Below are 25,766 nucleotides of genomic sequence, written 5' to 3'. Positions count from 1 at the left end.
CAATTGGCGGGCTTTTTTACATTTAGTCGTCTTCATCGTCGTCGAGTTCGACCGGGGTTTGGTACTGATCGGGCTTGATGACCAGGAGGTCACAGCGCAGATGGTCGATCACCTGTTCGGCGGTGTTGCCGAGGAAGGCGGCTGAAATACCGGTGCGGCCAATAGTGCCTAACACCACGATACCGGCCTGCAGATGCTCGGACAGGTCGGGGATCACCTCTTCAGGCAGCCCTTTTTCGACATGGGTCAGTTTTTCATCGATACCAAATTTTTGCCGCAGGGATTTCATCGCCAGCAGATGCTGGCCGCGGATGGCATCGTTATAAACGGTTGGGTCAAATTCCGGGAGTTCGATGGCAATGTTGATGGGCGTAACCGGATAGGCACCAACAAGGTGGACTTCGGTATGGTTGACCTTCTCGGCGAGATAGAGCGTCTCTTTGACCAGCTTCTCGTTGAGGGCGTTGTGGTAGTTCTCTTCGCTGGCAAGATTGACCGCCACCACCGCTTTACCGCCTTCCGGCCACGGCTGGTCTTTAACCATCCACACCGGGCACGGGCATTTACGCAGCAGGTGCCAGTCGGTCGGCGTGAAAATCACCGCTTCCAGCTTGTCGTGCTGGTGGGCCATTTTCAGGAGCAGATCGTGTTCGCCGCTCACCACTTCCTGGATGATGGCTTCAAACGGACGGTTATGCCACACCACCTTAATCTCAATGGGTACACCGGCATCAAGATAGAATTTTGCCTGTTCGCGGATCCAGGCCGTACGCTGGCTGATCACGCCCTGACGCATAGCGGTACGTTCGTCAGGCGACAGAAGGGTGGTCATTTCGTAAGAAAAGTCATATATCGGCAGAAACGCTTTGATTCTGCCACCAATCCGTTGATGTAAATAGACAGCTCGTCGTAACGCCGGTTGATCGTCCTGATTAGGATCGATGGCCACCAGCATGTTTTGATACTTTGCCATACAGGTCTCCTTACTACTGTCACCACAGTCTGTAAGTAAAAGAGTAACCTATATATATAAAATGAAACAGAGGGGAAGTTTTGCCAGATCAATAAATCAGTAAAATTACCGATCTGGCATACAGCAGTCAGATGAATTTATGCGACGTTACGCGAGTGGCCCGCCAGCACCGCCAGCGCTTCACCATTCTCAATGGTGATGTATTTACCTTTTACCGCCAGCATGCCGCTTTTCTGGAAACGACCCAGCAGACGGCTGATGGTTTCAACGGTCAGGCCCAGGTAGTTACCGATATCACCACGGGTCATGGTCAGACGGAACTCACGCGGTGAAAAACCACGTTCGGCGAAACGACGGGACAGGTTATAGATAAACGCGGCCAGGCGTTCTTCTGCATTCTTTTTGGAAAGCAGCAGAATCATATCCTGATCGCCTTTGATCTCACCGCTCATCAGACGCATCATCTGCTGACGTAGGTTAGGCATTTTGCCTGACAGATCGTCCAGGGTTTCAAACGGGATTTCGCAAACCATTGAGGTTTCCAGCGCCTGGGCGAAGCTCGGATGGTTACCGGTGCCGATAGCGTCAAAGCCGACCAGGTCGCCCGCCAGGTGGAAGCCGGTGATCTGCTCGTCGCCCTGTTCGGTGATGGTATAGCTCTTGATGGTGCCAGAGCGGATAGCGTACAGCGACTTCAGTTCGTCTCCCGCTTTGAACAGCGTCTGCCCTTTCTGAATCGGCTTTTTACGCTCGATAATATTATCAAGCTGATCAAGCTCGTGCTCATTCAGGGTAAACGGGATACAGAGCTGGCTGATGCTGCAGTCCTGACAATGGATAGCACAACCGCCAGACTGAATGCGTCGAATAATTCGCTTTTCCGGGATCATAGGTATGCTCAAGCTTTAATTGATATTGGTCAATTTTAACATCTTTTTTGACCCTGCGTAAGCCTGGGGAAACCATCAATAAGGACAAGAAGCGTGAATGTGTTAGCATCTTCTTGAAATTCCACAACTTGGTTGCGGATATTTCGACTAACTTAAGGAATATTAAGCACTAAAAGCCTGGAACTACAGCAGTAAATAGCCTTCATGACGCAGTAACCACTCTTTGCGCTGCACCCCGCCAGCATAGCCGGTGAGGGTGCCGTTACGTCCGATAACGCGATGGCAGGGCACCACAATACTGACCGGATTGGAGCCGTTTGCCGCCCCGACGGCACGCGCCGCGCCCGGGCGACCAAGCTGTGCGGCCAGCTGCCCATAATGCATCACCTGGCCGCAGGGAATGGAACGCAACGCCTGCCACACCTCACGCTGAAAAGGGGTGCCTGCGGTGGCGGTTGGCAGGGTGTCGATAATGCTGAGATCGCCCTCGAACCAGGCGGTGAGCTTTTCGCTCAGCCCGCCCGGATTACTGGCGCTAATACGCTCGTAGCCTTGCGCCCGGTAGTGGATATTCAGCAGCTCCACCATCCGGTTGCTGTGCTCCTCCCACTCAACGGCGCGCAGGTTGAATTGCTCATCGGCAATGACCCACAGCGGCCCGAGGGGCGTTGCAATTTTGTCTTCGAGTAATCTCAGCATCTGGCACATTCCTTAGTTCAGTCGCGGGTAGACCCCTGGCCCGATAGGCAGGCCGACAAGATACCACGCCACCAGCATCAGCAACCATACCCCTAAAAAGATAAGCGGATACGGCAGGACCAGCGAATAGTAGGTACCCAGTTTCGCCTCGGGCTTATAGCGCTGCAGGAAGCCTAAAAACAGCGGTACAAAGGGGGAGACCGGCGCCAGCGGGATCACCGATGAATCCGCCACGCGAAACAGGATCTGCGCAAACGCCGGATGGAACCCTAGCAGCATAAACATCGGCACGAAGATGGGGGCCAGAATCGACCAGATGGCCGAACCGCTGGCGATAAACATGCACAGCAGTGACGACAGCAGCGCCAGGCCCACAAACGCCGGCACGCCGCTCAGCCCGGCACTCTCCAGAATATCGGTCAGGCCCACCGCCATAAATTTGCCCATATTGCTCCAGTTAAACATGGCGACAAACTGCGCCAGCGGGAACACCATCACGATAAACCCGGCCATCTCCTTCATCGGCTCAATCATCAGCTGAGGCAGATCGCCCTGACGACGCACCTTGCCCGTGGCGATGCCGTAGGCCAGTGAGACGACAAAGAAGAAGAGAATGATCAGCGGCACAATACCTTTAATAAACGGCGAAGGCAGCACGGTATGCTTCACCGGATCGCGCAGGATGCCGCTTTCCGGCACCACCATCAGCGCGATGGCGGCGATAAACAGCAGCGACACCACCCCGGCCACCCGCAGCCCCCGGCGCTGCTCTGGCGTTAACGCTTCCAGCTTTTCATCGCTGCTGCCCTGCCATTTGCCGAGACGCGGCTCAACGATCTTATCGGTGATCAGCCCCCCGACAATCGTCAGCACAATCACCGAGCTGGCCATAAAGTACCAGTTGTCGATCACGCTGACGTGCATCGCAGCATCGATGGATTTTGCCGCTTCGGTGCTAATGCCCGAGAGCAGCACGTCGGTGGTGACGATCAGCAGATTGGCGGTAAAGCCACAGCCGACCCCGGCGATGGCTGCCAGCAGACCCGCCACCGGATGCCTTCCCACCGCAAGGAAGATCAGCGCTCCCATCGGGGGCATGATCACCAGCGCGGCATCCGATGAGATATGGCTGAAGAAAGCAATAAACAGCACCATATAGCTGGCGTAACGCGCGCTGACGTGGGAGGCCATCTTGACCATCAACGCAGGCAGCAGGCCGGAACGTTCAGCCAGACCCGCCCCCAGCACCAGCGCCAGGATGGCCCCCAGCGGTGCGAAGCCGCTGAAGTTTTTGACCACGTTCGGTAAAAACCAGTGCAGACCTTCAATGCTGAGCAGGTTCTTTACCGCCACCATGCTGCCGTCAGCCGGATTACGGGCGCTGACGTTAAAAGCTGACAAAACGGCGGTTGCGACCATCAAAATCACAATCAAATAGACAAATAGCAGGAAAGGATGGGGCACTTTATTGCCGATCCTTTCAACCCAACCATAGAGCTTGCCGGTAGGGGAATGCGAAGGTATGGATGACATACTCATGGGCGTTCCTCGGGAGTGTTGTGTTGTTGTGTTTTATTATTTTAAAGGTGACGGTGTCACGTTTTCTGGGATCGGGCAAACGTACGGTTTTTCAGTTATTTGTTGAGTAAACTCCTCGCGGCAGGCGGCCAGCAGCGCCGGATCCTGAAGAAGCGCCAGGGCGGTTGCGCCCATCACTTTACCCGCCAGCAGCATCCCTTTGTGGGCGATGGAGGTGCGGCCCTGGGCAACCAGCTGCCAGGTATGGAGCGGTGTGCCCACGGTAAAGCAGGGGCTGAAGCATTGGGCAACCGGCATTTTCCAGCTCACATCCCCCACGTCGGTGGAGCCCGCCAGCACGTTATCGGTGATGGCATAAGGAGCCACCTCGTCAATCAGCAGGGTCTGCTGATGGCGGCGGGCAAACGCTTTACCCGCTTCACCCCCGGTTGCGGCGATATTTTTCAGGCTGTTCTGCAGATCGTTGTCGCTCAGCGTGGCGCGGATCTCCGCCGCGAAGGCGCGCTCCTCGTCGCTCCACTCTGGCGTAGCGTAATGCTGAACGGCGCGGTACATGGCCGCCTCCAGCGTCCGGTTAGGCAGGTAGCTGGAACAGGCCTTTTCAAAGCGTCGCTCCACGGTGGTTTCGGTCATCAGCGCCGCGCCCTGGGCAATCTTTTCGATACGCTCATAGATCTGCTGCGCGTCGGCCATCTCCGGGGCGCGGATCAGATAGAGCACTTCCGCCTGCGCCTGCACCACGTTCGGGGAGATGCCGCCGGTATCGGTGATGGCGTAATGGACCCGGGCTTTTTCAATAATGTGTTCATTAAGGAAATTGGTGCCGGTAGTCATCAGGGTGACGGCATCCAGCGCGCTACGGCCAAGATGCGGGGAGTTGGCCGCATGGGCCGCGGTGCCGTGAAAACGCCATGCCACCTGGATGTTGGCCAGGGTGCTGACGTTAAACATGCCTGCGAACGCTTCGGGGTGCCAGGTAACGGCGGCATCCACATCGTCGAACAGCCCCTCGCGCACCATAAAGGTTTTTCCCGATCCGCCTTCCTCGCCGGGGCAGCCGTAAAAGCGCACGGTACCGCTGCCGCCATGCTGCTCCAGCCAGCTTTTTACCGCCACCGCGGCCGCCAGCCCGGCGGTGCCGAGCAGGTTATGCCCGCAGCCGTGGCCGTTGGCCCCCGGGGTGTCGCTTTGCGGGGTGGCGCAGTGCGCCTGCTGACTTAATCCTGCCAGGGCGTCATACTCACCGAGAATGGCAATAACCGGTTTCCCCTCGCCGTAGCTGGCAATAAAGGCGTTCGGTATGCCACCTGCCTCGCGGGACAGGGTAAAGCCCGTCTCTTCCAGGGCGCTGGCAAGCCGTTCGGCAGACCAGAACTCTTCGAAACGGGTTTCCGGGTGATCCCAGATCGCATCGGCAATGGCGGTAAACTGCTGCGCGCGGGTGTCGATGGCATCCTCAACAAAACGGTAAATTGACGACATTACACACCTCGCGTCCACGGAAAGTTAAGCGCGGTACGCGCCAGGGTTTCGATGGCAATCAACATCACCGTCTCATCGAAGTCGAATTTTTCGTTGTGATGTCCGGCGCTGAGGGTGGTGCCAAATACCATATAGGAGGCAAGCCCGCCGTTTTGCTGGACCCGGGCCATCATCAGGGTGGCATCTTCCGAGCCGGCAGGGGCTATCACCTTATCGATGGCCTGCTCAACGCCAGCCACCTGTTGCGCCTGCTCGCGTAAGTAGTTCACCCATGCCGGGGACGGCGTGCTGGAGGTGGCTGCACCCATCAGCCGCAACTCGCTGCTGACGCCATACATCGCCGCTGCACCGTCTATCACCGCTTTGGCGCGCGCAAAGACGTAGTTGTTAATCGCTTCGCTCTCGCCGCGGGTCTCTACTTTCAGCAGGGCGCTGGCGGGCACGACGTTACGGCCGCTGCCCGCCTGCATCACGCCGACGTTAACCCGCGACGCACCTTCGCTGTGCGGGGCGATGCTGTGCAGGCCAATCGCCGCCTGGGCAGCGGCCAGCAGGGCGTTGCGTCCCTCTTCAGGTTTGCCGCCCGCATGTGCCGCCACGCCGGTAAAGCGCACGTCGAATTTGGTGGTGGCCATAAAGTTATCGCTGCCGCAGATGACGGTGCCCGCAGGGACGCCAGTACCAATGTGGATGGCGGTGAAATAGTCCACGCCGTCGAGCGCGCCGGCTGCCACCATCGCCCGTGCGCCGCGGGTACCCTCTTCGGCAGGCTGGAAGATCAGTTTGATAGTGCCGTTGAGCTGCTCGCGGTACTGCATTAGCAGATGCGCCAGTCCAAGGCCAATGGTGGTATGCCCATCGTGGGCGCAGGCGTGCATCATGCCCCCGTTACAGGAGGCAAAACCTTCCCGGAAAGGTAGATGGTCGTTGTCGCGGGCTTCATCGAGATCCAGCGCGTCCATGTCCACGCGAAACGCCAGCGTCGGCCCGGGGCGGCCCGTTTGCAGCGTGGCGACAATACCGGTAAACCCGCCTTCGAAGGCGCCAAGCCATTTTTCAGGCGCGCCTTGCTGACGGGCGCGGGCAAAGGCTTCTGCCAGGATGGCATCGTCAGGCAGGCCCATCCGGCTGTCGGCATCGACCACATCCCGGCCCATCGCCAGGTCATAGCCCAGCTGATCCAGTATCTCTGCGACCTTTGCCGCGGTGCGGAACTCCACCCATCCGGATTCAGCAAAATGGTGAAAATCGCGTCGCCACGCGATGAGTTGGGGGGAGAGGGCCTTCAGGTCCTGCGCCAGTGTATGCATATCGTTTCCTGTCATCATTAGAATATGTGAACTGCTTCACACTGTGATAGTTTTTACTTATCACCAACCGTTTTTTCACAGATTTAACCGTTCGTGGCTTACCCTGGCACAATCAATTCCATTACAGTAGATGACAGTTTCTTTTCTCTGATAAACAACGGTTATCGGTGCCGACATGACATTTCAGGTTAAATTTCACCAGTTGCGGGCGTTTGTGGAAGTGGCAAAACAGGGAAGCATTCGGGGAGCCAGCCGGGTACTGAACCTGTCGCAACCGGCGCTGACCAAATCGATTAAAGAGCTGGAGGAGGGCATCGCGGCGCAGCTGTTCATCCGCCGCAGTAAAGGGGTGACCCTCACCGAGTGCGGAGAGAGTTTTTATCAGCATGCCAGCCTGATCCTCGAAGAGTTGCGCAGCGCCCAGGATGATATTCGTCAGCGACAGGGCCAGCAGGCGGGGCAGATTAATATTGGCATGGGCGCCAGTATTGCTCGTTTGCTAATGCCCGCGGTTATCACCCGCTTCCATCAGCAGCACCCCCAGGTCAAAGTGCGGATTATGGAGGGGCAATTAGTTTCGATGATTAATGAATTACGTCAGGGCGAACTCGATTTCACCATAAATACCTATTATCAGGGTCCTTATGATCATGAATTTACGTTTGAAAAATTGTTTGAGAAACCGTTTGCGATATTTTGTCGCGAAGGTCATCCGGCGACTGGCGCTAAATCAATTAATGAGTTACTGAAATACAGCTGGACAATGCCAACACCCCGCGGCAGTTATTATAAGCAGCTGGAAGAGATGTTTTCTCACCGCGAACAGATCCCGCATATAGGCGTGGTATGTGAAACCTTTTCGTCAAGTATCAGCCTGGTGGCGCACAGTGATTTTCTTAGCATTTTGCCGCAGGAGTTAGGCTGTGACCCGCTGCTGGCGCAGCGTCTGGTCATGATCCCGGTTAAAGAACCCCTACCAAAAGCCACCTATTACCTCATTCAAAGAAGGGATTCACGACAAACGCCGTTGACTGCATCTTTAATCACACAATTCAGGCGTCACGCCCGGCAGGTTATTTCTTAACCACATTAAGGTTAAAAAAATGGAGCCTGTCGACATCCAACAGACCCCACAGTACACACAGCATTGCTCCACATGCGACTCTGCTTATTGTTTCCATAGTGCAGATACCTTTGTATATATCATTTCCTGACAATAATACAGATAAGAAAGCGCCTGGTTTTTAAAAGTTTTACCTAAGTCATAAACTTTACCATTAATAAAAATAAACTTCAGGCAGGTTTAATTACCAATTAAAATAACTGTATTTATTATTATTTTCTTATCGGTTGTCCTTTGGCCGTGCAGACAGGGCAACGCCGCATTGAGCCAGGGTAAGGGGGCAGGTATAGTAGCCTGTCAGCTAAGCAGGAGGATGCCATGAACCCAGAAGATAAATCGCTTTTTCTCGATGCGATGGAGGATGTCCAGCCCCTCAAGCGCTGTGCTGAGGTCCACTGGCAGCCAGCGCGGACCACGCGCACCCGCCAGCCTGTGGATACTACCCAGCTTGATAACTTTCTGACCACCGGCTTTCTGGATGTGATCCCTCTGGCCGAGCAGCTGGCTTTCCAGCGTGAAGGGGTACAACAGGGGGTTATCGACAAGCTACGCTCGGGTAAATATCCGCGTCAGGCGAGCCTGACCTTGCTGCGCCAGCCCGTTGAGCAGTGCCGCCAACAGCTTTACACCTTTATCCGTCAGGCGGAGCGTGACGGTCTGCGCAACCTGATTATCATTCATGGTAAAGGGCGCGACGACAATTCTCACGCCAACATCGTGCGCAGTTATCTGGCGCGCTGGTTAACGGAGTTTGAAGCGGTGCAGGCCTTTTGCGTCGCCCAGCCGCACCACGGCGGCAGCGGCGCCTGTTACGTCGCGCTGCGTAAATCAGGTGAAGCGAAGCAGGAAAACTTTGAGCGTCACGCCAAACGCAGCCGTTAGCGTATGGAAAACACCGCTTTATGCTATCGCCAGTTTGGTGAGCCTGAGACTGTTCTGCGGCGGGAAACGGCGATAAAAGCGCCGCTGCAGCCGGGATATCTTCGGGTGCAGATGCTGATGGCGCCGGTCAACGCGTCGGATCTGATCCCCATTACGGGCGCTTACCGCCATCGCATTACCCTGCCTGCCGTTGCCGGATACGAAGGCGTAGGGCGAGTGATTGCCGCGCCGGACAGCGCGGCGGCGCTTTTCGGCAAGCGGGTTTTGCCCCTGCGCGGGGAAGGCACCTGGCAGCAGTATGTGGATTGCCCGGCGACGCTTGCGATCCCGGTTCCGGATACCATTCCTGACTCGCTGGCGGCGCGGGCGTTCATCAATCCGCTGGCGGCCTGGCTGATGCTCAGCCTCTATCCCCCACAGGGGAAACGGGTGCTGTTGACGGCCGCCGGTTCGGACTGCGCCATTTTGCTGGGGCAGTGGGCGCTTCGGCAGGGCGCAACCGAGGTCTACGGCATTCACCGCTCGGCGGTACACGCAGACCGGCTGCGGGCGATGGGGATTATCCCCGTTGCCCAGCACGAGCTGAACAGTGTGCGTGCCGTCGCTGCGGCCAGCGATATCGTCTATGACGCCACCGGCGGCGAGCTGGCGCTGGCGATCCTGGGGGCGATGGACAAAAGCGCCGCCTTTATCTGCTACGGTTTGCTCTCCGGTCAGCCCTTTGCATTACAGCGTCATTTTCCGTCGGTGCACTGGTTTCATATCCGCAACTATCTGGATGCGCTCGCACCTGAGGCATGGCAGGCGACATTTCGTGATATCTGGTCATGGCTTGTCGCCAGCCATTACAGTGACACGACGCTACTGCCTTTTACCGACTGGCAGTCGGCGCTTACCCATTACCGCCAGGCGGGACGAACCCACAAGCCGGTGCTGGAGTTTGGCTAACCGTCACGTTTCCCGGCTCATATCGCTGAGCAGCAGGGCAATGCTTTTGCCGCCCTGCGTCTGCTCCAGCGCAATCTTCGCAATAATGGTCAGGGGCACCGACAGCAACATGCCAACCGGACCCAACAGCCAGCCCCAGAAGATCAGCGACAAAAAGACCACCAGGGTGGAGAGACCCAGCCCGCGGCCCATCACGCGGGGCTCGAGGATATTGCCGAAGATCAGGTTCACCAGCAGATAGCCTGCCAGCAGCACCAGCGCAGCGTAAAAACCGCTGAAGACCAGCACCTGGGCAATAGGGGGGATGGCGGCCAGCACCGAACCGATGTTGGGGATATAGTTCAGCGCAAAGGCCAGCAGCGCCCAGACGAAGGCAAACCGCACCTCCAGCAGCGTCAGCATTCCCCATTCCACCAGCCCGGTCACCAGACTGATGGCGGTCTTCAGCACCAGATAGTGCGACACGCTGTCAAGGGCGCGCTGGATGGCAGCCATGCCTTCCACCGGGCGGGTCATCAGCGGCTGGAGTTTCGCCGGCAGCTGCGGCACCTCCAGCAGCATAAAGACCACGGTCAGCAGCAAAAGAAAAATGGAGGTCATGGCGCTGGAGAGCTGGGCCAGCAGGGCGGTTACCAGCGTCATGGCAGCATTGGGGTCGATATATTTCAGCAGCTCTTCCATCGACACTTCAATCCCGGCCCGCTGTAGCCAGGGCTCAAGATGCAGCAGCGGAACGGCCAGCGAGGTGCGATAGTGCGGCAGGGTGCGGGCCAGTTCATTCAGCGAGGTGCCAAGATAAGCCACCAGCAAAGCCATCAGCACCACGATAAGCAGGATCGGCAGGGTGATAGCCAGCACGCGTGGCAGACGAAGCCGCACCAGTCTTCGCACAACAGGCTGAAGCACCACGGCGATAAACAGCGCCAGGATAAAGGGCACGATAATATCTGCCGCGAAACGGATCCCGGTCAGTACAATCACCAGCATGCCAAGCATGATGACTATTTTTAATCCGTTGAGGGTAATAATGGGTTTCGCCATGCTGGCTCCTGATAATGTCCTTTATATTTATTCTAACGGCGCAGCACGTTTAATAAATTAACCAAACGCAAACGATGAGGGTAAAGAAATGAAAAAACTTTGAGTAAAATCCTGGCTTATGGTAGAAATCAGCTGTGTTTAACTACCGGAGACAATTTTCATCTGCACTGACGAGAAGCAACACCGCAGATAATTGTAATTTTATGGACAATCTGTTCAGCACCGTTTTATCAAACATCAATACCGCTCTGTTCTCCTCTTTTTGCCTGATATCTGGCGAGCAACACTGGCGCAACGCGCTGTAGACCCTCTCTCTGCCTGAGCTGGCGCATTGCGTCCGCCTAATCTGTTACGTTTTTTTTATCCGGCTGCCGTTACTGGCGAGCCGCGAAGGATTATATTCTCAAGCAGGAGAAAAACATGTTTTACTGGATCCTCTTAGGTCTTGCTATCGTTGCTGAAATAACCGGCACCCTCTCCATGAAATGGGCCAGCGTGACCGGCAGTCACAGTGGCTATATTTTAATGCTGTCGATGATTGCGCTGTCCTATATTTTCCTCAGTTTTGCGGTTAAAAAAATCGCCCTGGGCGTGGCCTATGCGTTATGGGAAGGTATTGGTATTTTGTTAATTACGTTGTTCAGCGTGATGCTGTTTGATGAGTCGCTTTCCCTGATGAAAATGGCCGGTCTGACGACACTGGTGGCGGGCATCATATTAATTAAATCCGGCACCCGAAAACCCGCAAAACCCCGTGCGGAGGTGACCCATGCAGCAGTTTGAGTGGATCCACGCCGCCTGGTTAGCCCTGGCTATCGTGCTCGAAATTATTGCCAACGTTCTGCTGAAATTCTCAGACGGTTTTCGCCGCAAAACGTACGGCCTGTTGTCGATTGCCGCGGTACTGGGCGCCTTCAGCGCGCTGTCACAGGCGGTGAAGGGGATTGATCTGTCGGTCGCGTATGCCCTGTGGGGCGGGTTTGGTATTGCGGCAACGCTTGCCGCAGGCTGGATCCTCTTCGGACAGCGGTTGAATCAAAAAGGGTGGATTGGCCTGGTGCTCCTCCTCGCCGGAATGATCATGATAAAACTGGCCTGATAACGTCGCTGCCTGTCATTACAGGCAGCGAAATTTATCTCCTGTATTACGCTTAGACGGAGGGCATAAAAAAGGACGGTGACTGAATGCGTAACCCTTTAAGCTGGCATAAAATTCCTTCTGCCAGGACCTTGTTTGCCATGATCTTCATGGCAGGGGTCGGCTTAATTTTCTCTGTGGTCGCCTTGCTCTATCTCTCCCTCAACCTTATCAGCAGTAAAGCCAACGAAATCGACGAGCAGCGCACCGCGCTCTCGGTAGAGGGCGCGATTCAGACATCGGTGAACCGGGTCTGGTCGCTGGTGATTGATAACGCGGTCTGGGACGATGCCGTGCGGGAGGCCTATCGCCCGGCGCTCGACATCGACTGGCTCTACAACACCTGGGGCGCGGGCTATAAAGTAAATAATCTCTATGACGGCACCTTTGTACTCGACGAACGGTTTCGGGTGCTGTGGGGATCGTTCCAGGGCCAGCCTTTCGCTGAAAAAAACCTCGACTTCTTTGGCGACGGTTTAAAATCGCTGATCCTGATGCATACCAACGCCCTGCGCTCAGATAAAAATATCTACGCCGGGATCACCCGTACCCGGGCAGGGATTGCTTTTGTTGGCGTCGGGCTGATTCGCCCGACGATTGGCAGCCTGCGGGTGGGGGATAATACGCGTCGTTTTCTGGTGATCACTCGCCACATCAACCCACAAATCCTGCGCGATCTCGGGAATACATTTCAGATCGATAACCTGACCTTTACGCCGGAGCGGGTGAGCGACGTCAGCGTGCCGCTAAAAAGCTCGTCCGGCGAAGTGCTGGGCTATCTCTCATGGCAGCCGCGACTGCCGGGGGCCGCAGCGGCGAAAGCGGCCTCCCTCGACATCACGCAGATCGTCTTGCTCACCGCGGCGCTGATTTTGCTGTTTATCCTCTTCAGCTGCGTGGGGCTGTATAAACTGGCGCGGGGGGAGACGCTGGCGCGGTCGGTGGCGCGCACCGACTGGCTGAGTCATCTACCCAACCGCCGGGCGCTGATTGAAGAGCTGGAGCGGGTGAGCCAGCGCGGCGATACCGATCGCAAAAGCGTGGTGTTTATCGATCTCGACGGCTTTAAGGACGTCAATGATATCTACGGCCATGAGGTGGGCGACGCGCTGATCGTCATCATCGCGGGCGCGCTGCGCGACAATGTGCCCAAAGACGGCATGCTGGCCCGGATGGGCGGCGATGAGTTTGCCATGACTATCGGGGGCGACAACGCCGAAGCGCTCGCCTCGGCGTTTGCCGGCTTTGTGCTTGATTATCTCCACTCGCCCATCATTGTCGGTGAGCGTTCCATCCACATTGGCGCCAGTATCGGCATCGCCAGCGGCACGCTGGTGGAGTGCACCAGCACCGAGCTGTTCCGTCGCGCCGATATTGCTATGTACCACTCAAAAATTACCGGCAAGGGGCGGGTGACGCACTATGATGCCGAGCTGAACAACGTGCGCGAGCGTCGGCTGGCGATTGAGGGGCAGATCCGTCATGGTCTGGAACATAATGAGTTTGACGTCTGGTATCAGCCGATCATCGATGCCCGCAGCCAGAAAATGGTCGGCGTGGAAGCGCTGGTGCGCTGGCCGCGGCGTCCCCAGGGGCCACTGGCGCCGGATGAGTTTATTACCGTCGCCGAAACCAGCGGTCTGATTTACGGCCTGGGGCAGTTTGTCCTCAGCCGGGCCTGTCAGGATCTGGAGCCATACACGGATTTAAAACTTTCGGTCAACATCTCCCCGGCGCAGTTTCGCGATCCCGAGTTTGAAGCCAAAGTGGAAGGTGCGCTGGCCCTCAGCCGCTTTCCCCCTACGCGCCTGCAGCTGGAAGTAACCGAAACCTACGTGCTGGAAAATCCCGAGCGGGCACGCTCAGCCATCAATAATCTTAAGGCGCAGGGTATTGCGGTGGCGCTGGACGATTTCGGTACCGGCTACTCCAGTATCGGCTATCTGCGCCGCTTTAACTTCAATACCATCAAGATAGATAAATCCCTGGCCGGGCTGGTGGATCATGACGAACAGGCCTCGGCGCTGGTGAGCGGTACGGTGCGCATTGCCACCGCGCTGGGGATGACGGTGGTCGCAGAAGGGGTGGAGAACGAAAAACAGATGAAGCTGCTGCGTCTGGCGGGCTGCGATCAGCTCCAGGGCTACTGGTACAGTCAGCCGATGCCGATAGAGGCGATTATGGCGCTACGCCAGCAGCGCCAGTGTTAAGTCACTCCTGGGCCAGCTCTGCCAGCTTGTCGCGAAAACCGGTGATCGACAGGGCGCGGTTATCGGCCCGCCAGCGATCTTTCGCCGCCGGGGCCGAGCTCTGAACGCCGATAAGCTGCCAGCCTGCGGCGGTATTCAGCATCAGCGGCGATCCGCTGTCGCCGGGCAGGGTATCACACTGATGAGAAAGCACGCTGTTTTGCGCCCAGCCGGTGACGATACAGTCCTGATGGGTGTATAGCACATCCAGATGATCTTCCGGGTATCCCGCCTGGCTCACCTTGCGATCGGCCTCTTTCAGGGCGGCGGTCAGCTCCGCTTTATCCCCGGCAAACAGCGGTAGCGGGGTGATCCCCGACGGCGGGTTGCGCAATACTACGAGACCAAAATCCCACGAGGCGGCAGAGGGCGGCACAATCCAGCCATCGCCGTCGGCTTTCAGCCTTCTGCCTAGCGAAGCATCGACGCGGCCTTCAATGCCGTGGATCTCATAACGCCAGCTCCCCTTTTGCGAGATGAAGCGCAGGGCAACGGCCTTATCCGGTTTACCTTTCGGCGGCACCAGCAGACAGTGTCCGGCGGTCAGCGCCAGTCGAGGGGTGATGAGGGTGGCGGTACAGAGGTTTCCGCTGGCTGTCTCCAGCTGGCCAATGGCCTCCCACGGCGCGCGGGACGGATCGGCGACACGCGTGCGATCGTCATGACCAAAAAACAGCGTTTGAATCTCTTTGGCGTTCGCGGCCTCGTTGTCGCCATCGTCCGCATGACTTAATCCAGAAAAGAGAGAAAATGTTCCCAGCACAATCGCAACAGATTTACGCATATCACACTCTAAAGGGATTAATTATGATTATTAAATATGAACCCTGGTAATTAACTATAGACGGGACAGCGCGAAAGTGGGAGTAAAATCAGCGTACTACAGTCAGGAAATATAAAACACACCCGCGACAAGTGCGCATAAAATAAGCGTGACAAGAATTAACTCAAACCGATAGCGCTGCAACATAACGCCCTCCGGATAAAAAAACGGCGCTGCCACCTTGCCGGTACAGCGCCGATGACCAACGTGCCCGTCGCGGACACGTTAAGCTAAGCGGGCTTATGCAGCCGGTTTTGCGGTTGGAGCAGCAGCTTCGTGTTTCACTGCTTTTTTATGGTGTTTTTTCGCTGCCTGCGCTTTCTGGGCTACAGGTGCGGCCTCTTCTTTTTTCACAGCTTTCTTGTGGTGCTTTTTAGCCGCCTGCGCTTTTTGTACAGCGGCTTTTTTGTGTTTTTTATGCTGCACGGTTTTTGCAGCCGGTGCCGCGGTAGAGGTGGCAGCCGGAGCCGCGGTGTTGGCAACAGCGTCAGCGGCGAATGCAGCAGAAGAGAGACCCATAGCAGCGGCAACAACCAGAGCTAATACCTTTTTCATCATCTTACCCTCGAATTGGTTTTTTCATTTAACCCCACTGCGGGGCCGTTGAAAGAACTATATCCCTGAAATCTCGGGGCTTCCGTGAGTGATTGGTATCGGCGTGTAACCATATGTACAACGCCGGGTCGATGACCCGGCGTGGGGGGATTACAGATAGCGGGAGGTAAGATGTTCGCGGAAGTAACGGCTGTTGAGATCTTCTCCGGTCGCCTGCTCAATCAGCTGGGCGGTGGTGAAACGGCTGCCGTGCTGCCAGATGTTCTGGCGCAGCCAGTCGAACAGGGCGCTGAAATCCCCGGCGGCGATGGATGCGTCCAGCCCCGGTAGCGCGGTTTTGGCCGCACTGAACAACTGAGCGGCGTACATAGCGCCTAAGGTGTATGACGGGAAGTAGCCAAAGCCACCGTCGGTCCAGTGGATATCCTGCATACAGCCGTTGCGGTAATTATCTTTTGTTGATAAGCCCAGCCAGGCCTGCATCTTCTCATCCCACAGCGCCGGGATGTCCTCCACCTCGATTTCACCGTTGATCAGCGCCCGCTCAATCTCATAGCGCAGCACGACGTGTGCCGGATAGCTCACTTCGTCGGCATCCACGCGGATATAGCCAGGCTTCACCCGCTGGTTCCAGGCGACAAAATTCTCAGGTGTAAAGGCCGCCTGGGTGCCGAAACGCTCATGAACGGCCGGGAGCAGGTGGTTGAGGAACGCCTTGCTGCGTCCGAGCTGCATTTCAAAGAACAGGCTCTGGGATTCGTGGATAGCGGTAGAACGCGCCAGGGCGATAGGCTGACCAAGCCAGTTGCGCGGCAGGTTCTGTTCATAGCGCGCATGGCCGGTTTCGTGGATCACGCCAAACAGGGCGCTCAGCAGTTCGTCTTCGTTGTAGCGGGTGGTGATGCGCACGTCTTCCGGCACGCCGCCACAGAATGGGTGAGCGCTGACGTCCAGACGGCCCGCGTTAAAGTCGAACCCGAGGCTCTTCATCGCCTCCAGCCCCAGCTCACGCTGAATGGCGGTCGGGAACGGGCCCTGCGGCGGCACGAAGGATTGCTGCGCCTGCTTCTCGACCACCTGCGCCAGCAGATCCGGCAGCCAGGTTTTGAGATCGCCAAACAGCTCGTCCAGCCGGGCGCTGGTCATGTCCGGCTCGAAGATATCCAGCAGCGCGTCGTAAGGGGTGCAGCCTTTGGCCTCCGCGCGCAGGCGGGCCTCTTCCCGGCTCAGTTTCACCACCTCTTTCAGGTTGACGGCAAAACCCTGCCAGTCGTTCGCGGGACGTTGGGTGCGCCAGGCATGCTCGCATTTACTGCCCGCCAGCGATTTGGCTTCAACCAGCGATTCCGGCAGCAGCGCAGCCTGCTGATAGTGGCGTTTCATCTCCCGCAGGTTAGCCTGTTCAACGTCGTTAAGATCTTCGCTTTCGGCGTTACGCAGCCAGTCGGCCACGTTTTTATCGGTCAGGATTTGATGCTGCAGGACGCTCAGCTCTGCCAGCGCTTCACCCCGCGCGGCGCTACCGCCCGCAGGCATCATAGTAAGCATGTCCCAGCCGGCGATGGCGGAGAGATGGGAGAAGCGGGAGAGACGCTGGAAGGTGCGGGTGAGTTGCTGATAAGAATCGTTTTTCTGCATAGTTCTTGTTCTCTGTCAGATAGATGTTTTCAGAGGAGTTTACCGTGATTCCTGCAATTTTCATGCATTCATTAAGCCAGGGAGAAACAAGGGAGGGCAATAATATGAACAAAGGGGCATACATGCCCCTTCTATTGTTAGTCATACAACCATCTACCTGCTTTTGCAGAATCGATAATCATTGAGACGGTGAGGGGTTTTATCTCAGGCTCTGGTGAAGGTCTCTTTTGCCAGAATGGGTACTCATACTCGAAGTAGTTTCTCCCATCAAAATTTGAATGCTCAATCTTGAAATGCTCGAACAGGTCTGACAGAAAGTCGTGGGCATCTTCTGGCAAAAATTGAAAATCATCGACTAACGTCCATTCCTTCGTGACCTGTTTGAGGCCAGGTTTACACCAGTGTTTCCGCATCGGGTAATGCTCCATGATATACCCGATAACCTCGGTTTCGTAATCTCTGCCCATCAGAAGTAAGTCCACTGTATACGGTCGGAGGGTCTTGCTATTAGGTTATATTTATCACGTGTGCGTTTTGCGACAAGCTGAACAGTGATTAACAACTCAGCGTAACCTGCAAAAGGGATCCAGCGGCCTATGAAGGTTGCTATCTTATTTGTAGGAACCATTTTGAGTTTTGATAATTTCCCCATCGGAGCGCTCGGTCGGAGTCCGAAAGGGAAGCGAGCATCACCTAATAGTTTTCTTGAGACGATGGAGGCCACACTTGTACCCGGCGTGTTAGTTGCCGCGGACAATTTCCCAGAAACAGGAATATAGGGTTGGCCAATGAGTATCATGCTGACAGCTTCCGTTGTCATCCCCAATGCACTAGAACGGGGTTGACACTAACGGCAGGAGCAGATTCGCTGCTGGTGTTTGCCAGGTAGTGTTCTCATTTCAAACGGCAATGAAGGCTCCTGCCCACTACCAGCGCCCCACACAACATCAGCGCAATAAACCCGCCTACGCCGTTCCAGCCATACTGGTGCCAGAACACGCCGCCGAGCGTCCCGGCGATGCTGGAGCCGAGATAGTAACTGAACAGATACAGCGACGAGGCCTGGCCCTTGGCGCGACGGGCGCGCGGGCCGATCCAGCTGCTGGCGACCGAGTGGGCGGCGAAGAAACCAGCGGAGAAGAGCAGCATCCCGGCAAAAATCACCCACAGATTAGCGAGCAGCGTCAGCAGAACCCCGGCCAGCATCACGCCGGTGGAAACCAGCATCACCGGCCCACGCCCGAAGCGGGTGGTCATCGCTCCGGCTTTTGGGGAGCTCCATGTACCGGTGAGATAGGCCACCGACAGCAGGCCCACCAGCGCCTGGCTCAGATGCCACGGCGAGAGCATCAGCCGGTAGCCGATGTAGTTAAAGAGGGTGACAAACGAGCCCATCAGCAGAAAACCGGTGAGAAACAGCAGGGGCAGCCCCCGATCTCGCCAGTGCAGGCGGAAGTTAATCAGCAGCGTTTTTGGCCGCAGCGCGGTAGGGCGAAAATGGCGCGACTCCGGCAGGATCTTCCAGAACATCAGCGCGGAGGCCAGGGCAAAGCAGCCGATTGCCGCCAGCGCTATTCGCCAGCTAAAGAAATCGGTAAAGACCCCGCTCAGCAACCGCCCGCTCATGCCGCCGATGGAGTTACCGCTGATGTAGAGCCCCATCGAGAAAGCGACAAAGCTGGGGTGGATCTCCTCGCTGAGGTAAGTCATGCCCACCGCCGCCACGCCGCTGAGGGAAAGCCCGATCAGCGCGCGCATAATTAAAATCCCGTGCCAGCTGGTCATCATCGTTGACAGCAAGGTGCAAACCGACGCCAGCAGCAACGCGGTGACCATCACCGGCTTACGTCCGATAGCGTCCGAGAGCGGCCCGGTAAAGAGCAGGCCGACCGCCAGCATCCCGGTCGAGATTGAGAGGGAAATACTGCTGCTGGCCGGGGAGACGCCAAACTCCTGAGATAGCACCGGCAGGATCGGCTGCACACAGTAGAGCAGGGCAAAGGTGGCAAGCCCTGCGGAGAAAAGTGCCAGCGTGACGCGCATAAACTGCGGCGTGCCGCGTTTGATAAACCGAACCGGTTGCGCGTTGTTGGGTAAGAGTTCGATATCATTAATTGGGGCGATATCAGCCGTTGTTGTACGACTCACGTAAGTTCCTTGCTTCAACATCCCGTGATTTCTGGTGACGGGTATGACCACAGGGATCAGGGTAGGAAATTGTAAATATTCTGTCTAATATATTAATAATCTCAAATGATACGTTTAAAATATGAATATCGAACTGCGTCATCTACGCTACTTTGTCGCCGTCGCGGAGGAGCTACATTTTGGGCGCGCGGCGGCGCGGCTCAATATCTCTCAACCGCCGCTGAGTCAGCAAATCCAGGTTCTTGAGCAGCAGGTAGGCGCTCGCCTGCTGGCGCGCACCAACCGCAGCGTCGGGCTGACCCCCGCAGGGCGACAATTTCTGGCGGACAGTCGCCAGCTCCTGAGCATGGTGGAAGAGGCAGCTGCCCGGGCAGAGCGCCTGCACCATGGCGAAACCGGCGAGTTGCGCCTCGGGTTTACCTCCTCTGCACCCTTTATTCGCTCCATCTCGCAAACCCTGTCGTCGTTTCGCCGCCTGTCGCCGGATGTGCACATCCAGACCCGGGAGATCAATACCCGGGAGCAGATTGTCCCCCTCAGCGAAGGCTCGCTCGATCTTGGCCTGATGCGCAATACCCGTCTGCCGGAGACGCTGGCCTGGCAGCGTGTGCTGCGCGAACCGCTGCTGGCGATGATCCACCGGGATCACCCTCTGGCGGCAAGGGCTGAAATCTCGGTAACGGAGTTGGCGCAGGAGCCGTTTGTCTTTTTTGACCCGCACGTTGGCACCGGTCTGTACGATGACATCCTGGGATTACTGCGGCGCTATGGGGTAAACCCGGTGATTACCCAGGAGGTGGGCGAGGCGATGACCATTATCGGACTGGTGGCGGCGGGGCTGGGGGTATCGATCCTGCCGGCCTCGTTCAGACGGCTGCAGCTCCATGAGATGCGCTGGGTGGCGCTCGCCGAACCGGACGCGGTTTCAGAGATGTGGCTGGTATGGTCAAAACACCATGAACTCAGCGCGGCGGCACAGCGCTTCAAAGATCTGCTTATCAACGCGGCAATGGGTCGCTGACCGGCAAAAAAAGCGGGTAAAAATGTGCTGTAAATCACAAGGCTAAGTAAAAATTTGACGATTACTGTAGAAGTGCTTCACCATAGCCCACAGTTTATTTCGAAGCGCGAAAATAAGGGAGTACGTGGTGGTTGCTGATAGTCAGCCAGGGCATATCGATCAGATTAAGCAGACCAATGCAGGTGCAGTATATCGCCTGATTGATCAGCTTGGGCCGGTCTCGCGCATCGATCTTTCTCGGCTTGCGCAACTGGCGCCTGCCAGTATCACCAAGATTGTGCGTGAGATGCTCGAAGCTCACCTGGTGCAGGAAACAGAAATTCAGGAGCCGGGCAGTCGTGGCCGTCCGGCCGTTGGGTTGGTGGTGGAAACCGAAGCCTGGCACTACCTCTCATTGCGCATCAGCCGCGGTGAAATTTACCTTGCGCTGCGCGATCTCAGCAGCAAGCTGGTGGTGGAAGACCGGCTGCCGCTGGAACTGCAAGCTGTCCAGCCGCTGGAAGTGCGGATCACCGCCCTGATCGACCAATTCTTCATTCATCATCAGCAGAAGCTGGAACGCCTCACCGCCATTGCCATCACCATGCCCGGTATCATTGATACGGAAAATGGAATTGTCCACCGGATGCCGTTCTACGACGACGTCAAAGAGATGCCGCTGGGCGAGGTGTTGAAAAATCACACCGGCGTGCCGGTCTATATTCAGCATGATATCAGCGCCTGGACGATGGCCGAGGCGCTGTTCGGCGCCTCTCGCGGCGCGCGGGACGTGATTCAGGTGGTGATCGACCACAACGTGGGGGCCGGGGTGATCACCGATGGCCGCCTGCTGCACGCGGGCAGTAGCAGCCTGGTGGAGATTGGTCACACCCAGGTCGATCCCTATGGCAGGCGCTGTTACTGCGGTAACCACGGCTGTCTGGAAACCATTGCCAGCGTTGACAGCGTGCTGGAGCTGGCCCAACTCAGGCTCGGCCAGTCGATGAGCTCGGCGCTCCACGGCCAGCCCCTGACGGTCGAGTCACTCTGCGCCGCTGCGCAGCAGGGCGATCTGTTGGCAAAAGATATTATCACCGGCGTCGGCACCAACGTCGGGCGGATCATTGCCATTATGGTTAACCTTTTTAATCCGCAGAAGATCCTCATTGGCTCGCCCCTGAACCAGGCATCGGATGTGCTCTTCCCGGCAATCGCCGACTCCATCCGCCAGCAGTCCTTGCCGGCCTACAGCAAGCACATCATGGTGGAAAGTACTCAGTTCACCAATCAGGGCACGATGGCCGGCGCGGCGCTGGTGAAGGATGCGATGTATAACGGCTCACTATTGATTCGTCTGTTGCAGGGTTAACTGTTTTTTTACAGTCTTACCAAAAATTGCGCTATCTCAAACCGGGCAGATAGCGCATGCCTTAGACTTCCTCCACTGAATTATTTCCTTCATTTATATTTTCAGAGCATAACGGTGGAGTAAGTGATGCTTAAGCGTTTCTTTGTAACGGGTACTGATACCTCCGTCGGCAAGACGGTGGTGTCCCGCGCCTTGCTGCAAGCCATGATGGCCAGCGGAAAGCGTGTTGCAGGGTACAAACCGGTAGCCAAAGGGAGTAAAGAGACGCCAGAGGGATTGCGCAATAAAGATGCGCTGGTGCTGCAAAGCGTCTCCTCTTTAGAACTTCCTTATCATGCCATTAACCCCATCGCGCTTAGCGAAGATGAAAGCAGCGTGGCGCACAGCGGGCTGGTGAATTACACCCTGTTATCGAACGGGCTTGCCAGCCTGAGCGAAAAAGTGGACCACGTGGTGGTCGAAGGGACCGGCGGCTGGCGCAGCCTGATGAACGATCTGCGCCCGCTGTCAGAATGGGTGGTGCAGGAGCAACTGCCGGTGCTGATGGTGGTCGGTATTCAGGAGGGCTGTATCAACCACGCCCTCCTAACCGCCCAAGCCATCGCCAATGACGGCCTGCCGCTGGTGGGGTGGGTAGCGAACCGCATCAATCCGGGCCTGGCGCACTATGCCGAAATTATTGATGTGTTAAGCAAAAAGCTGCCTGCACCGCTGGTGGGTGAACTGCCGTACCTGCCGCGCGCCGAACAGCGTGAGCTAGCGCAGTATATCGACCTCTCTGCTTTCGGCCGGGTGCTGACCGTAGATCGAATCATGGCGTAACGTTCGCGACAGCACGGACGCCACCACACAGGCAATCAGCAAACCGGGCAGCAGAACGTACTGCCCGGTCATTTCACAGACCATCAGCGCCGACATGATTGGCGCGTGCGTCGTGGCGGCGAGCAGCGTCGCCATCCCTGCCAGCCCCAGCAAAATCGCGGTTTCAGAGCCGGGCAACCACAGCATAAAGAGCTGGGCAAACAGCATGCCGGTCGCCATGCCGACAAACAGCGTTGGCGTAAAAACCCCACCCGGTGCGCCCGAGCCGCTACTGGCCAGAACCGCCAGCAACTTGCAGATAAATACCCCCGCAATGACCGACAGCAGCGGCGGCGCCAGCAGGAACCCCTGTACCACGCTGTAGCCATTCCCCCAGACCTTAGGGGTCAGCAGCGACAGCAGGCCAACGATAAGGCCACCCAGCGCAAGCTGCCACGGCGGAGAGAGCTTCAGGCGCAGAAACAGGGAATGGCTGAACGTCATGAGCCACATCAATGCCGGGCCGCAGATGCCCGCCAGCAGGCCCATTCCCACGATCAATGAATAATCCACCCCGGTCAGCGTGTCGCTGAGGTGTACCTCATACAGCGTATTCGCGCCGGGGCTGAGCAGACGGGTGGTGAGCAGGGCGACCACGGCGGCAATTACTACCGGGCCGAGCGAGGCCAGCATCAGGGTGCCAAACAGGATCTCGGCGATAAACAGGCTTCCGGCTAACGGGGCATGGTAGGCGCTGGCCATCCCGGCGGCGGCACCGCAGGCAATCCACAGTTTCCATTCCGTTTTGGGGGTAAAGCGTTGGGCGAAAAAGGAGGCGGCGAGGGCGGCCAGCAGGATCATCGCCCCTTCCCGGCCAATGGCGCTACCGCTGGCGACGACCAGCAGCGACGCCAGGGATTTGACCAGGCTGGCGGCGTAGTCAAACTGCCCGTCACCCGTTTCCAGCGCCTCCATATAGTCGGTAGGTGCATGGGGCCGCTGGGCGGTCATTTTCTGCCATCCCCACAGCAGCAGCCCGGCAGCCAGCCCGCCGAGAGCAGGGGTCAGGACACGTCGCCAGGGTGACAGGGCGCTGGCGGCATTCACCAGACTGCCGCTTTCGTTACTCAGAAACAACCACTCCAGTAAATAGAGAGCATGGCGGAACAGGGCCACGGCCAGTGCCGCCAGCACGCCGGTGACGCTGGCAATCAGCAACCGGCGAAACATCGCACGGATGTCAGGGTAAGCATGGAGTCGATGCATGGGCTACGCGTAAATGGGGAAGATACAATATTTTGACGGGAAAACGCGGGGTTAGCAATGCGAAGAGCCGGGCAAGGCCCGGCTTACAATATTAACTGTCGCTGTGAATATTCAGCGCCCGGCGCGTGCGTCCGGAGCTTAAGTATTCCGCAATATAGTCCTGAGAGATTTCACCGTTATAGCGCCCCTCTTCATCGACAATCGGCATCCAGCTGGTGTTGCTCTCATACAGCCGTGACAGCACCACGCGCAGGTTGTCCTCCGCTTTGCCGGTCATGCGAAACGGATGGAGCAGATCGGCGCAGGTGCCGGTGGCATTGCGCGCTTCCCGGCGCTTCACAAAGCCCAGCGGTTTGCCATTTTCATCCACCACGGTGACGGCGCGAATGTCGTTGTCGTCCATGATGGCGAAGGCTTCCGGCAGCGGCGTGGCCGGTCGCACGGTCAGAGTTGGCTGTTGATCCGTCACATCGCCCGCGGAGACCAGCAGCAGACGCTTCAGGGTGCGGTCCTGGCCAACGAACGAGCCGACAAATTCATTGGCCGGTTTCGCCAGCAGTTCGTCCGGGCTGGCGCACTGCACGATGCGTCCCTGACGGAAGACGGCGATACGATCCCCCAGCTTCAGCGCCTCGTCGATGTCGTGGCTCACCAGCATCACCGTTTTTTTCAGCTTGCGCTGCATCTCAAGGAACTGGTTCTGGATCACCTCGCGGTTAATCGGGTCCACCGCGCCAAAAGGTTCATCCATCAGCAGTACCGGAGGATCCGCCGCCAGGGCGCGGATCACGCCGATACGCTGCTGCTGACCACCGGACATCTCCCGCGGATAGCGGTTGAGGAACTTATGGGGATCCATCGCTACCATATCCATCAGCTCTTCGGCGCGGGTTTTACAGCGGGCTTTATCCCAGCCCAACATGCGCGGTACGACGGTGATGTTCTCTTCGATGGTCATGTTCGGGAACAGGCCAATCTGCTGGATCACGTAGCCGATGTTGCGGCGCAGGGTCACGGTGTCCATCTCGCTGGTGTCCTGGCCATTAATCTGGATGGTGCCGCTGCTCGGGGTAATCAGCCGGTTAATCATCTTCAGGGTGGTGGTTTTGCCGCAGCCGGACGGGCCGAGCAGGACGCACATCTCCCCTTCGGGCACGTTCAGGTTGACGTTATCTACGGCCTTAAAAGTCTGGCCGTGCTTCTGTGAAAATTGTTTGGTGAGGTTTTCCAGTTTTATCATTATCGAATCCCCTTTGGAGTCAGAACGATCTGCAGACGGTGCAGTAACCAGTCGAGCACAATCGCTAAAAGACAAATCATCAGCGCGCCGGCAATCAGCATACGAATATCACTCCCGCCAATGCCGTTTAGCAGCAGCAGGCCAAGCCCGCCCGCGCCGATGACGGCGGCAATGGCCATAACGCCGATATTCATCACAACCGCGGTACGGATGCCGCCAAAAATCACCGGCAGCGCCATGGGAATTTCTACCCAGCGCAGACGCTGCCAGAAGGTCATGCCGATGCCGCGACCCGCTTCGCGCAGGCCGGGCGGCAGGCTGTCGAGCGCGGTGTGGGTGTTACGCACAATCGGCAGCAGCGAGTAGAGAAACACGGCGGTAATTGCGGGCAGGGCGCCAATACCCTGACCGATCATGGAAAAGAGGGGGATCATCAGGCCGAACAGAGCAATGGACGGGATGGTCAGCACGATGGTGGCAATCCCCAGCACCGGCGTCGCCAGCCATTTGTGACGCACGATCAGAATGCCCAGCGGCACGCCGATAATAATGGCTAAGCCCACCGCCAGCGCCACCAGCCACAGGTGCTGGAAGGTCAGGGTCATGATGTAACCCCAGTTATCAAGAATGTAGTGAATAGTATCCATAGCGC

At 57.1% G+C, this 25,766-nt stretch carries 24 protein-coding genes and 1 pseudogene; 9 read left to right on the top strand and 16 right to left on the bottom strand.

The annotated features are described in order from the left end of the window. Positions 1-22 precede the first annotated feature (22 nt). The 6 genes from uspE to DVA44_RS12990 all read right to left on the bottom strand — a co-directional run bounded on the left by uspE (position 23) and on the right by DVA44_RS12990 (position 6,893). Entirely contained in the window at positions 23-973 is a 951-nt protein-coding gene (gene uspE / locus DVA44_RS13015) for a universal stress protein UspE (RefSeq protein ID WP_114315147.1), read from the bottom strand. A gap of 137 nt (positions 974-1,110) precedes the next feature. Then, positions 1,111-1,863 carry a fumarate/nitrate reduction transcriptional regulator Fnr gene (gene fnr / locus DVA44_RS13010; RefSeq protein ID WP_032617879.1) on the bottom strand — a complete coding sequence of 251 codons (753 nt, stop codon included), beginning with the start codon at positions 1,861-1,863 and terminating at the stop codon, positions 1,111-1,113. Between the two features lie 183 nt (positions 1,864-2,046). After that, a complete protein-coding gene (ogt, locus tag DVA44_RS13005; RefSeq protein ID WP_103824528.1) occupies positions 2,047-2,562 on the bottom strand; it encodes a methylated-DNA--[protein]-cysteine S-methyltransferase in 516 nt (171 codons plus the stop codon). A gap of 12 nt (positions 2,563-2,574) precedes the next feature. Beyond that, positions 2,575-4,101, bottom strand: coding sequence for a p-aminobenzoyl-glutamate transporter (gene abgT, locus DVA44_RS13000; RefSeq protein ID WP_114315146.1), 1,527 nt, complete (start codon positions 4,099-4,101; stop codon positions 2,575-2,577). A 36-nt stretch (positions 4,102-4,137) separates the two neighbouring features. Beyond that, the gene (locus DVA44_RS12995) at positions 4,138-5,583 is read right to left on the bottom strand and encodes a M20 family metallopeptidase (protein WP_114315145.1); all 1,446 of its coding nucleotides are present in this window, start codon (positions 5,581-5,583) and stop codon (positions 4,138-4,140) included. Beyond that, positions 5,583-6,893 (bottom strand): M20 family metallo-hydrolase, encoded by a 1,311-nt coding sequence (locus DVA44_RS12990; RefSeq protein WP_114315144.1) that lies wholly within the window; start codon positions 6,891-6,893, stop codon positions 5,583-5,585. Before DVA44_RS12990 ends, DVA44_RS12995 begins: the two co-directional genes overlap by 1 nt. A 175-nt stretch (positions 6,894-7,068) precedes the next feature. Between DVA44_RS12990 and DVA44_RS12985 the strand changes: the two genes are divergently transcribed. The 3 genes from DVA44_RS12985 (at position 7,069) to DVA44_RS12975 (ending at position 9,846) form a co-directional block, all read left to right on the top strand. After that, positions 7,069-7,977, top strand: a complete 909-nt coding sequence (locus DVA44_RS12985; RefSeq protein ID WP_114315143.1) for a LysR family transcriptional regulator — start codon at positions 7,069-7,071, stop codon at positions 7,975-7,977. Between the two features lie 357 nt (positions 7,978-8,334). Next, positions 8,335-8,898: a DNA endonuclease SmrA gene (smrA, locus tag DVA44_RS12980; RefSeq protein WP_114387173.1), complete on the top strand. Its 564-nt coding sequence runs from the start codon at positions 8,335-8,337 to the stop codon at positions 8,896-8,898. A 3-nt stretch (positions 8,899-8,901) separates the two neighbouring features. Further along, a complete protein-coding gene (locus DVA44_RS12975) occupies positions 8,902-9,846 on the top strand; it encodes a zinc-dependent alcohol dehydrogenase family protein (protein WP_114387172.1) in 945 nt (314 codons plus the stop codon). Between the two features lie 3 nt (positions 9,847-9,849). On the opposite strand, the gene DVA44_RS12970 is transcribed toward DVA44_RS12975, so the two are convergent. Further along, entirely contained in the window at positions 9,850-10,887 is a 1,038-nt protein-coding gene (locus DVA44_RS12970; RefSeq protein WP_114387171.1) for an AI-2E family transporter, read from the bottom strand. Positions 10,888-11,307: 420 nt separating this feature from the next. Between DVA44_RS12970 and mdtJ the strand changes: the two genes are divergently transcribed. The 3 genes from mdtJ to DVA44_RS12955 all read left to right on the top strand — a co-directional run bounded on the left by mdtJ (position 11,308) and on the right by DVA44_RS12955 (position 14,235). Then, on the top strand, positions 11,308-11,670 hold the full coding sequence (gene mdtJ / locus DVA44_RS12965; protein WP_114315139.1) for a multidrug/spermidine efflux SMR transporter subunit MdtJ: 363 nt from the start codon (positions 11,308-11,310) through the stop codon (positions 11,668-11,670). Beyond that, positions 11,657-11,986, top strand: coding sequence for a multidrug/spermidine efflux SMR transporter subunit MdtI (mdtI, locus tag DVA44_RS12960; RefSeq protein ID WP_103824519.1), 330 nt, complete (start codon positions 11,657-11,659; stop codon positions 11,984-11,986). The genes mdtJ and mdtI overlap by 14 nt, the downstream gene beginning before the upstream one ends. Before the next feature lie 86 nt (positions 11,987-12,072). After that, entirely contained in the window at positions 12,073-14,235 is a 2,163-nt protein-coding gene (locus DVA44_RS12955; protein ID WP_114315137.1) for an EAL domain-containing protein, read from the top strand. A gap of 1 nt (position 14,236) precedes the next feature. Here the strand turns inward: DVA44_RS12955 and DVA44_RS12950 are convergent, their stop codons facing one another. The 6 genes and pseudogenes from DVA44_RS12950 to DVA44_RS12925 form a co-directional block, all read right to left on the bottom strand. Next, positions 14,237-15,058: a serine protease gene (locus DVA44_RS12950; protein WP_114387170.1), complete on the bottom strand. Its 822-nt coding sequence runs from the start codon at positions 15,056-15,058 to the stop codon at positions 14,237-14,239. Between the two features lie 279 nt (positions 15,059-15,337). Next, positions 15,338-15,652, bottom strand: coding sequence for an acid resistance repetitive basic protein Asr (gene asr, locus DVA44_RS12945; RefSeq protein WP_114387169.1), 315 nt, complete (start codon positions 15,650-15,652; stop codon positions 15,338-15,340). 150 nt (positions 15,653-15,802) lie between these two features. After that, a complete protein-coding gene (locus tag DVA44_RS12940) occupies positions 15,803-17,290 on the bottom strand; it encodes a carboxypeptidase M32 (protein ID WP_114387168.1) in 1,488 nt (495 codons plus the stop codon). Positions 17,291-17,427: 137 nt separating this feature from the next. Next, positions 17,428-17,757, bottom strand: a complete 330-nt coding sequence (locus DVA44_RS12935; protein ID WP_114387167.1) for a DUF1493 family protein — start codon at positions 17,755-17,757, stop codon at positions 17,428-17,430. Beyond that, positions 17,757-18,125, bottom strand: a pseudogene (locus DVA44_RS26255) (STM2901 family protein); the annotation flags it as partial. The gene DVA44_RS12935 and the pseudogene DVA44_RS26255, both read right to left, overlap by 1 nt. Before the next feature lie 59 nt (positions 18,126-18,184). Further along, positions 18,185-19,438, bottom strand: a complete 1,254-nt coding sequence (locus DVA44_RS12925; RefSeq protein WP_114387166.1) for an MFS transporter — start codon at positions 19,436-19,438, stop codon at positions 18,185-18,187. A 121-nt stretch (positions 19,439-19,559) separates the two neighbouring features. Here DVA44_RS12925 and DVA44_RS12920 point away from each other — a divergent pair, with 121 nt between their 5' ends. From DVA44_RS12920 to bioD, 3 genes are all read left to right on the top strand, one after another. After that, complete coding sequence (locus DVA44_RS12920; RefSeq protein WP_114387165.1) at positions 19,560-20,459, top strand: LysR family transcriptional regulator; 900 nt, start codon at positions 19,560-19,562, stop codon at positions 20,457-20,459. Positions 20,460-20,586: 127 nt separating this feature from the next. Further along, the gene (mlc, locus tag DVA44_RS12915; protein WP_114388421.1) at positions 20,587-21,807 is read left to right on the top strand and encodes a sugar metabolism global transcriptional regulator Mlc; all 1,221 of its coding nucleotides are present in this window, start codon (positions 20,587-20,589) and stop codon (positions 21,805-21,807) included. A gap of 126 nt (positions 21,808-21,933) precedes the next feature. After that, entirely contained in the window at positions 21,934-22,629 is a 696-nt protein-coding gene (bioD, locus tag DVA44_RS12910) for a dethiobiotin synthase (RefSeq protein ID WP_114315131.1), read from the top strand. On the opposite strand, the gene clcB is transcribed toward bioD, so the two are convergent. The 3 genes from clcB to osmW form a co-directional block, all read right to left on the bottom strand. Beyond that, entirely contained in the window at positions 22,564-23,874 is a 1,311-nt protein-coding gene (gene clcB, locus DVA44_RS12905) for a voltage-gated ClC-type chloride channel ClcB (protein ID WP_114387164.1), read from the bottom strand. The genes bioD and clcB overlap by 66 nt on opposite strands. Positions 23,875-23,965: 91 nt before the next feature. Continuing rightward, positions 23,966-25,114, bottom strand: a complete 1,149-nt coding sequence (gene osmV / locus DVA44_RS12900) for an osmoprotectant ABC transporter ATP-binding protein OsmV (RefSeq protein WP_103824510.1) — start codon at positions 25,112-25,114, stop codon at positions 23,966-23,968. After that, positions 25,114-25,761 (bottom strand): osmoprotectant ABC transporter permease OsmW, encoded by a 648-nt coding sequence (gene osmW / locus DVA44_RS12895; protein ID WP_114387163.1) that lies wholly within the window; start codon positions 25,759-25,761, stop codon positions 25,114-25,116. The genes osmV and osmW overlap by 1 nt, the downstream gene beginning before the upstream one ends. Positions 25,762-25,766 lie beyond the last annotated feature (5 nt).

Source organism: Leclercia sp. W17 (genome assembly GCF_003336325.1).
Classification (GTDB): domain Bacteria; phylum Pseudomonadota; class Gammaproteobacteria; order Enterobacterales; family Enterobacteriaceae; genus Enterobacter.
This window is presented reverse-complemented; position numbering and strand designations above follow the sequence as displayed.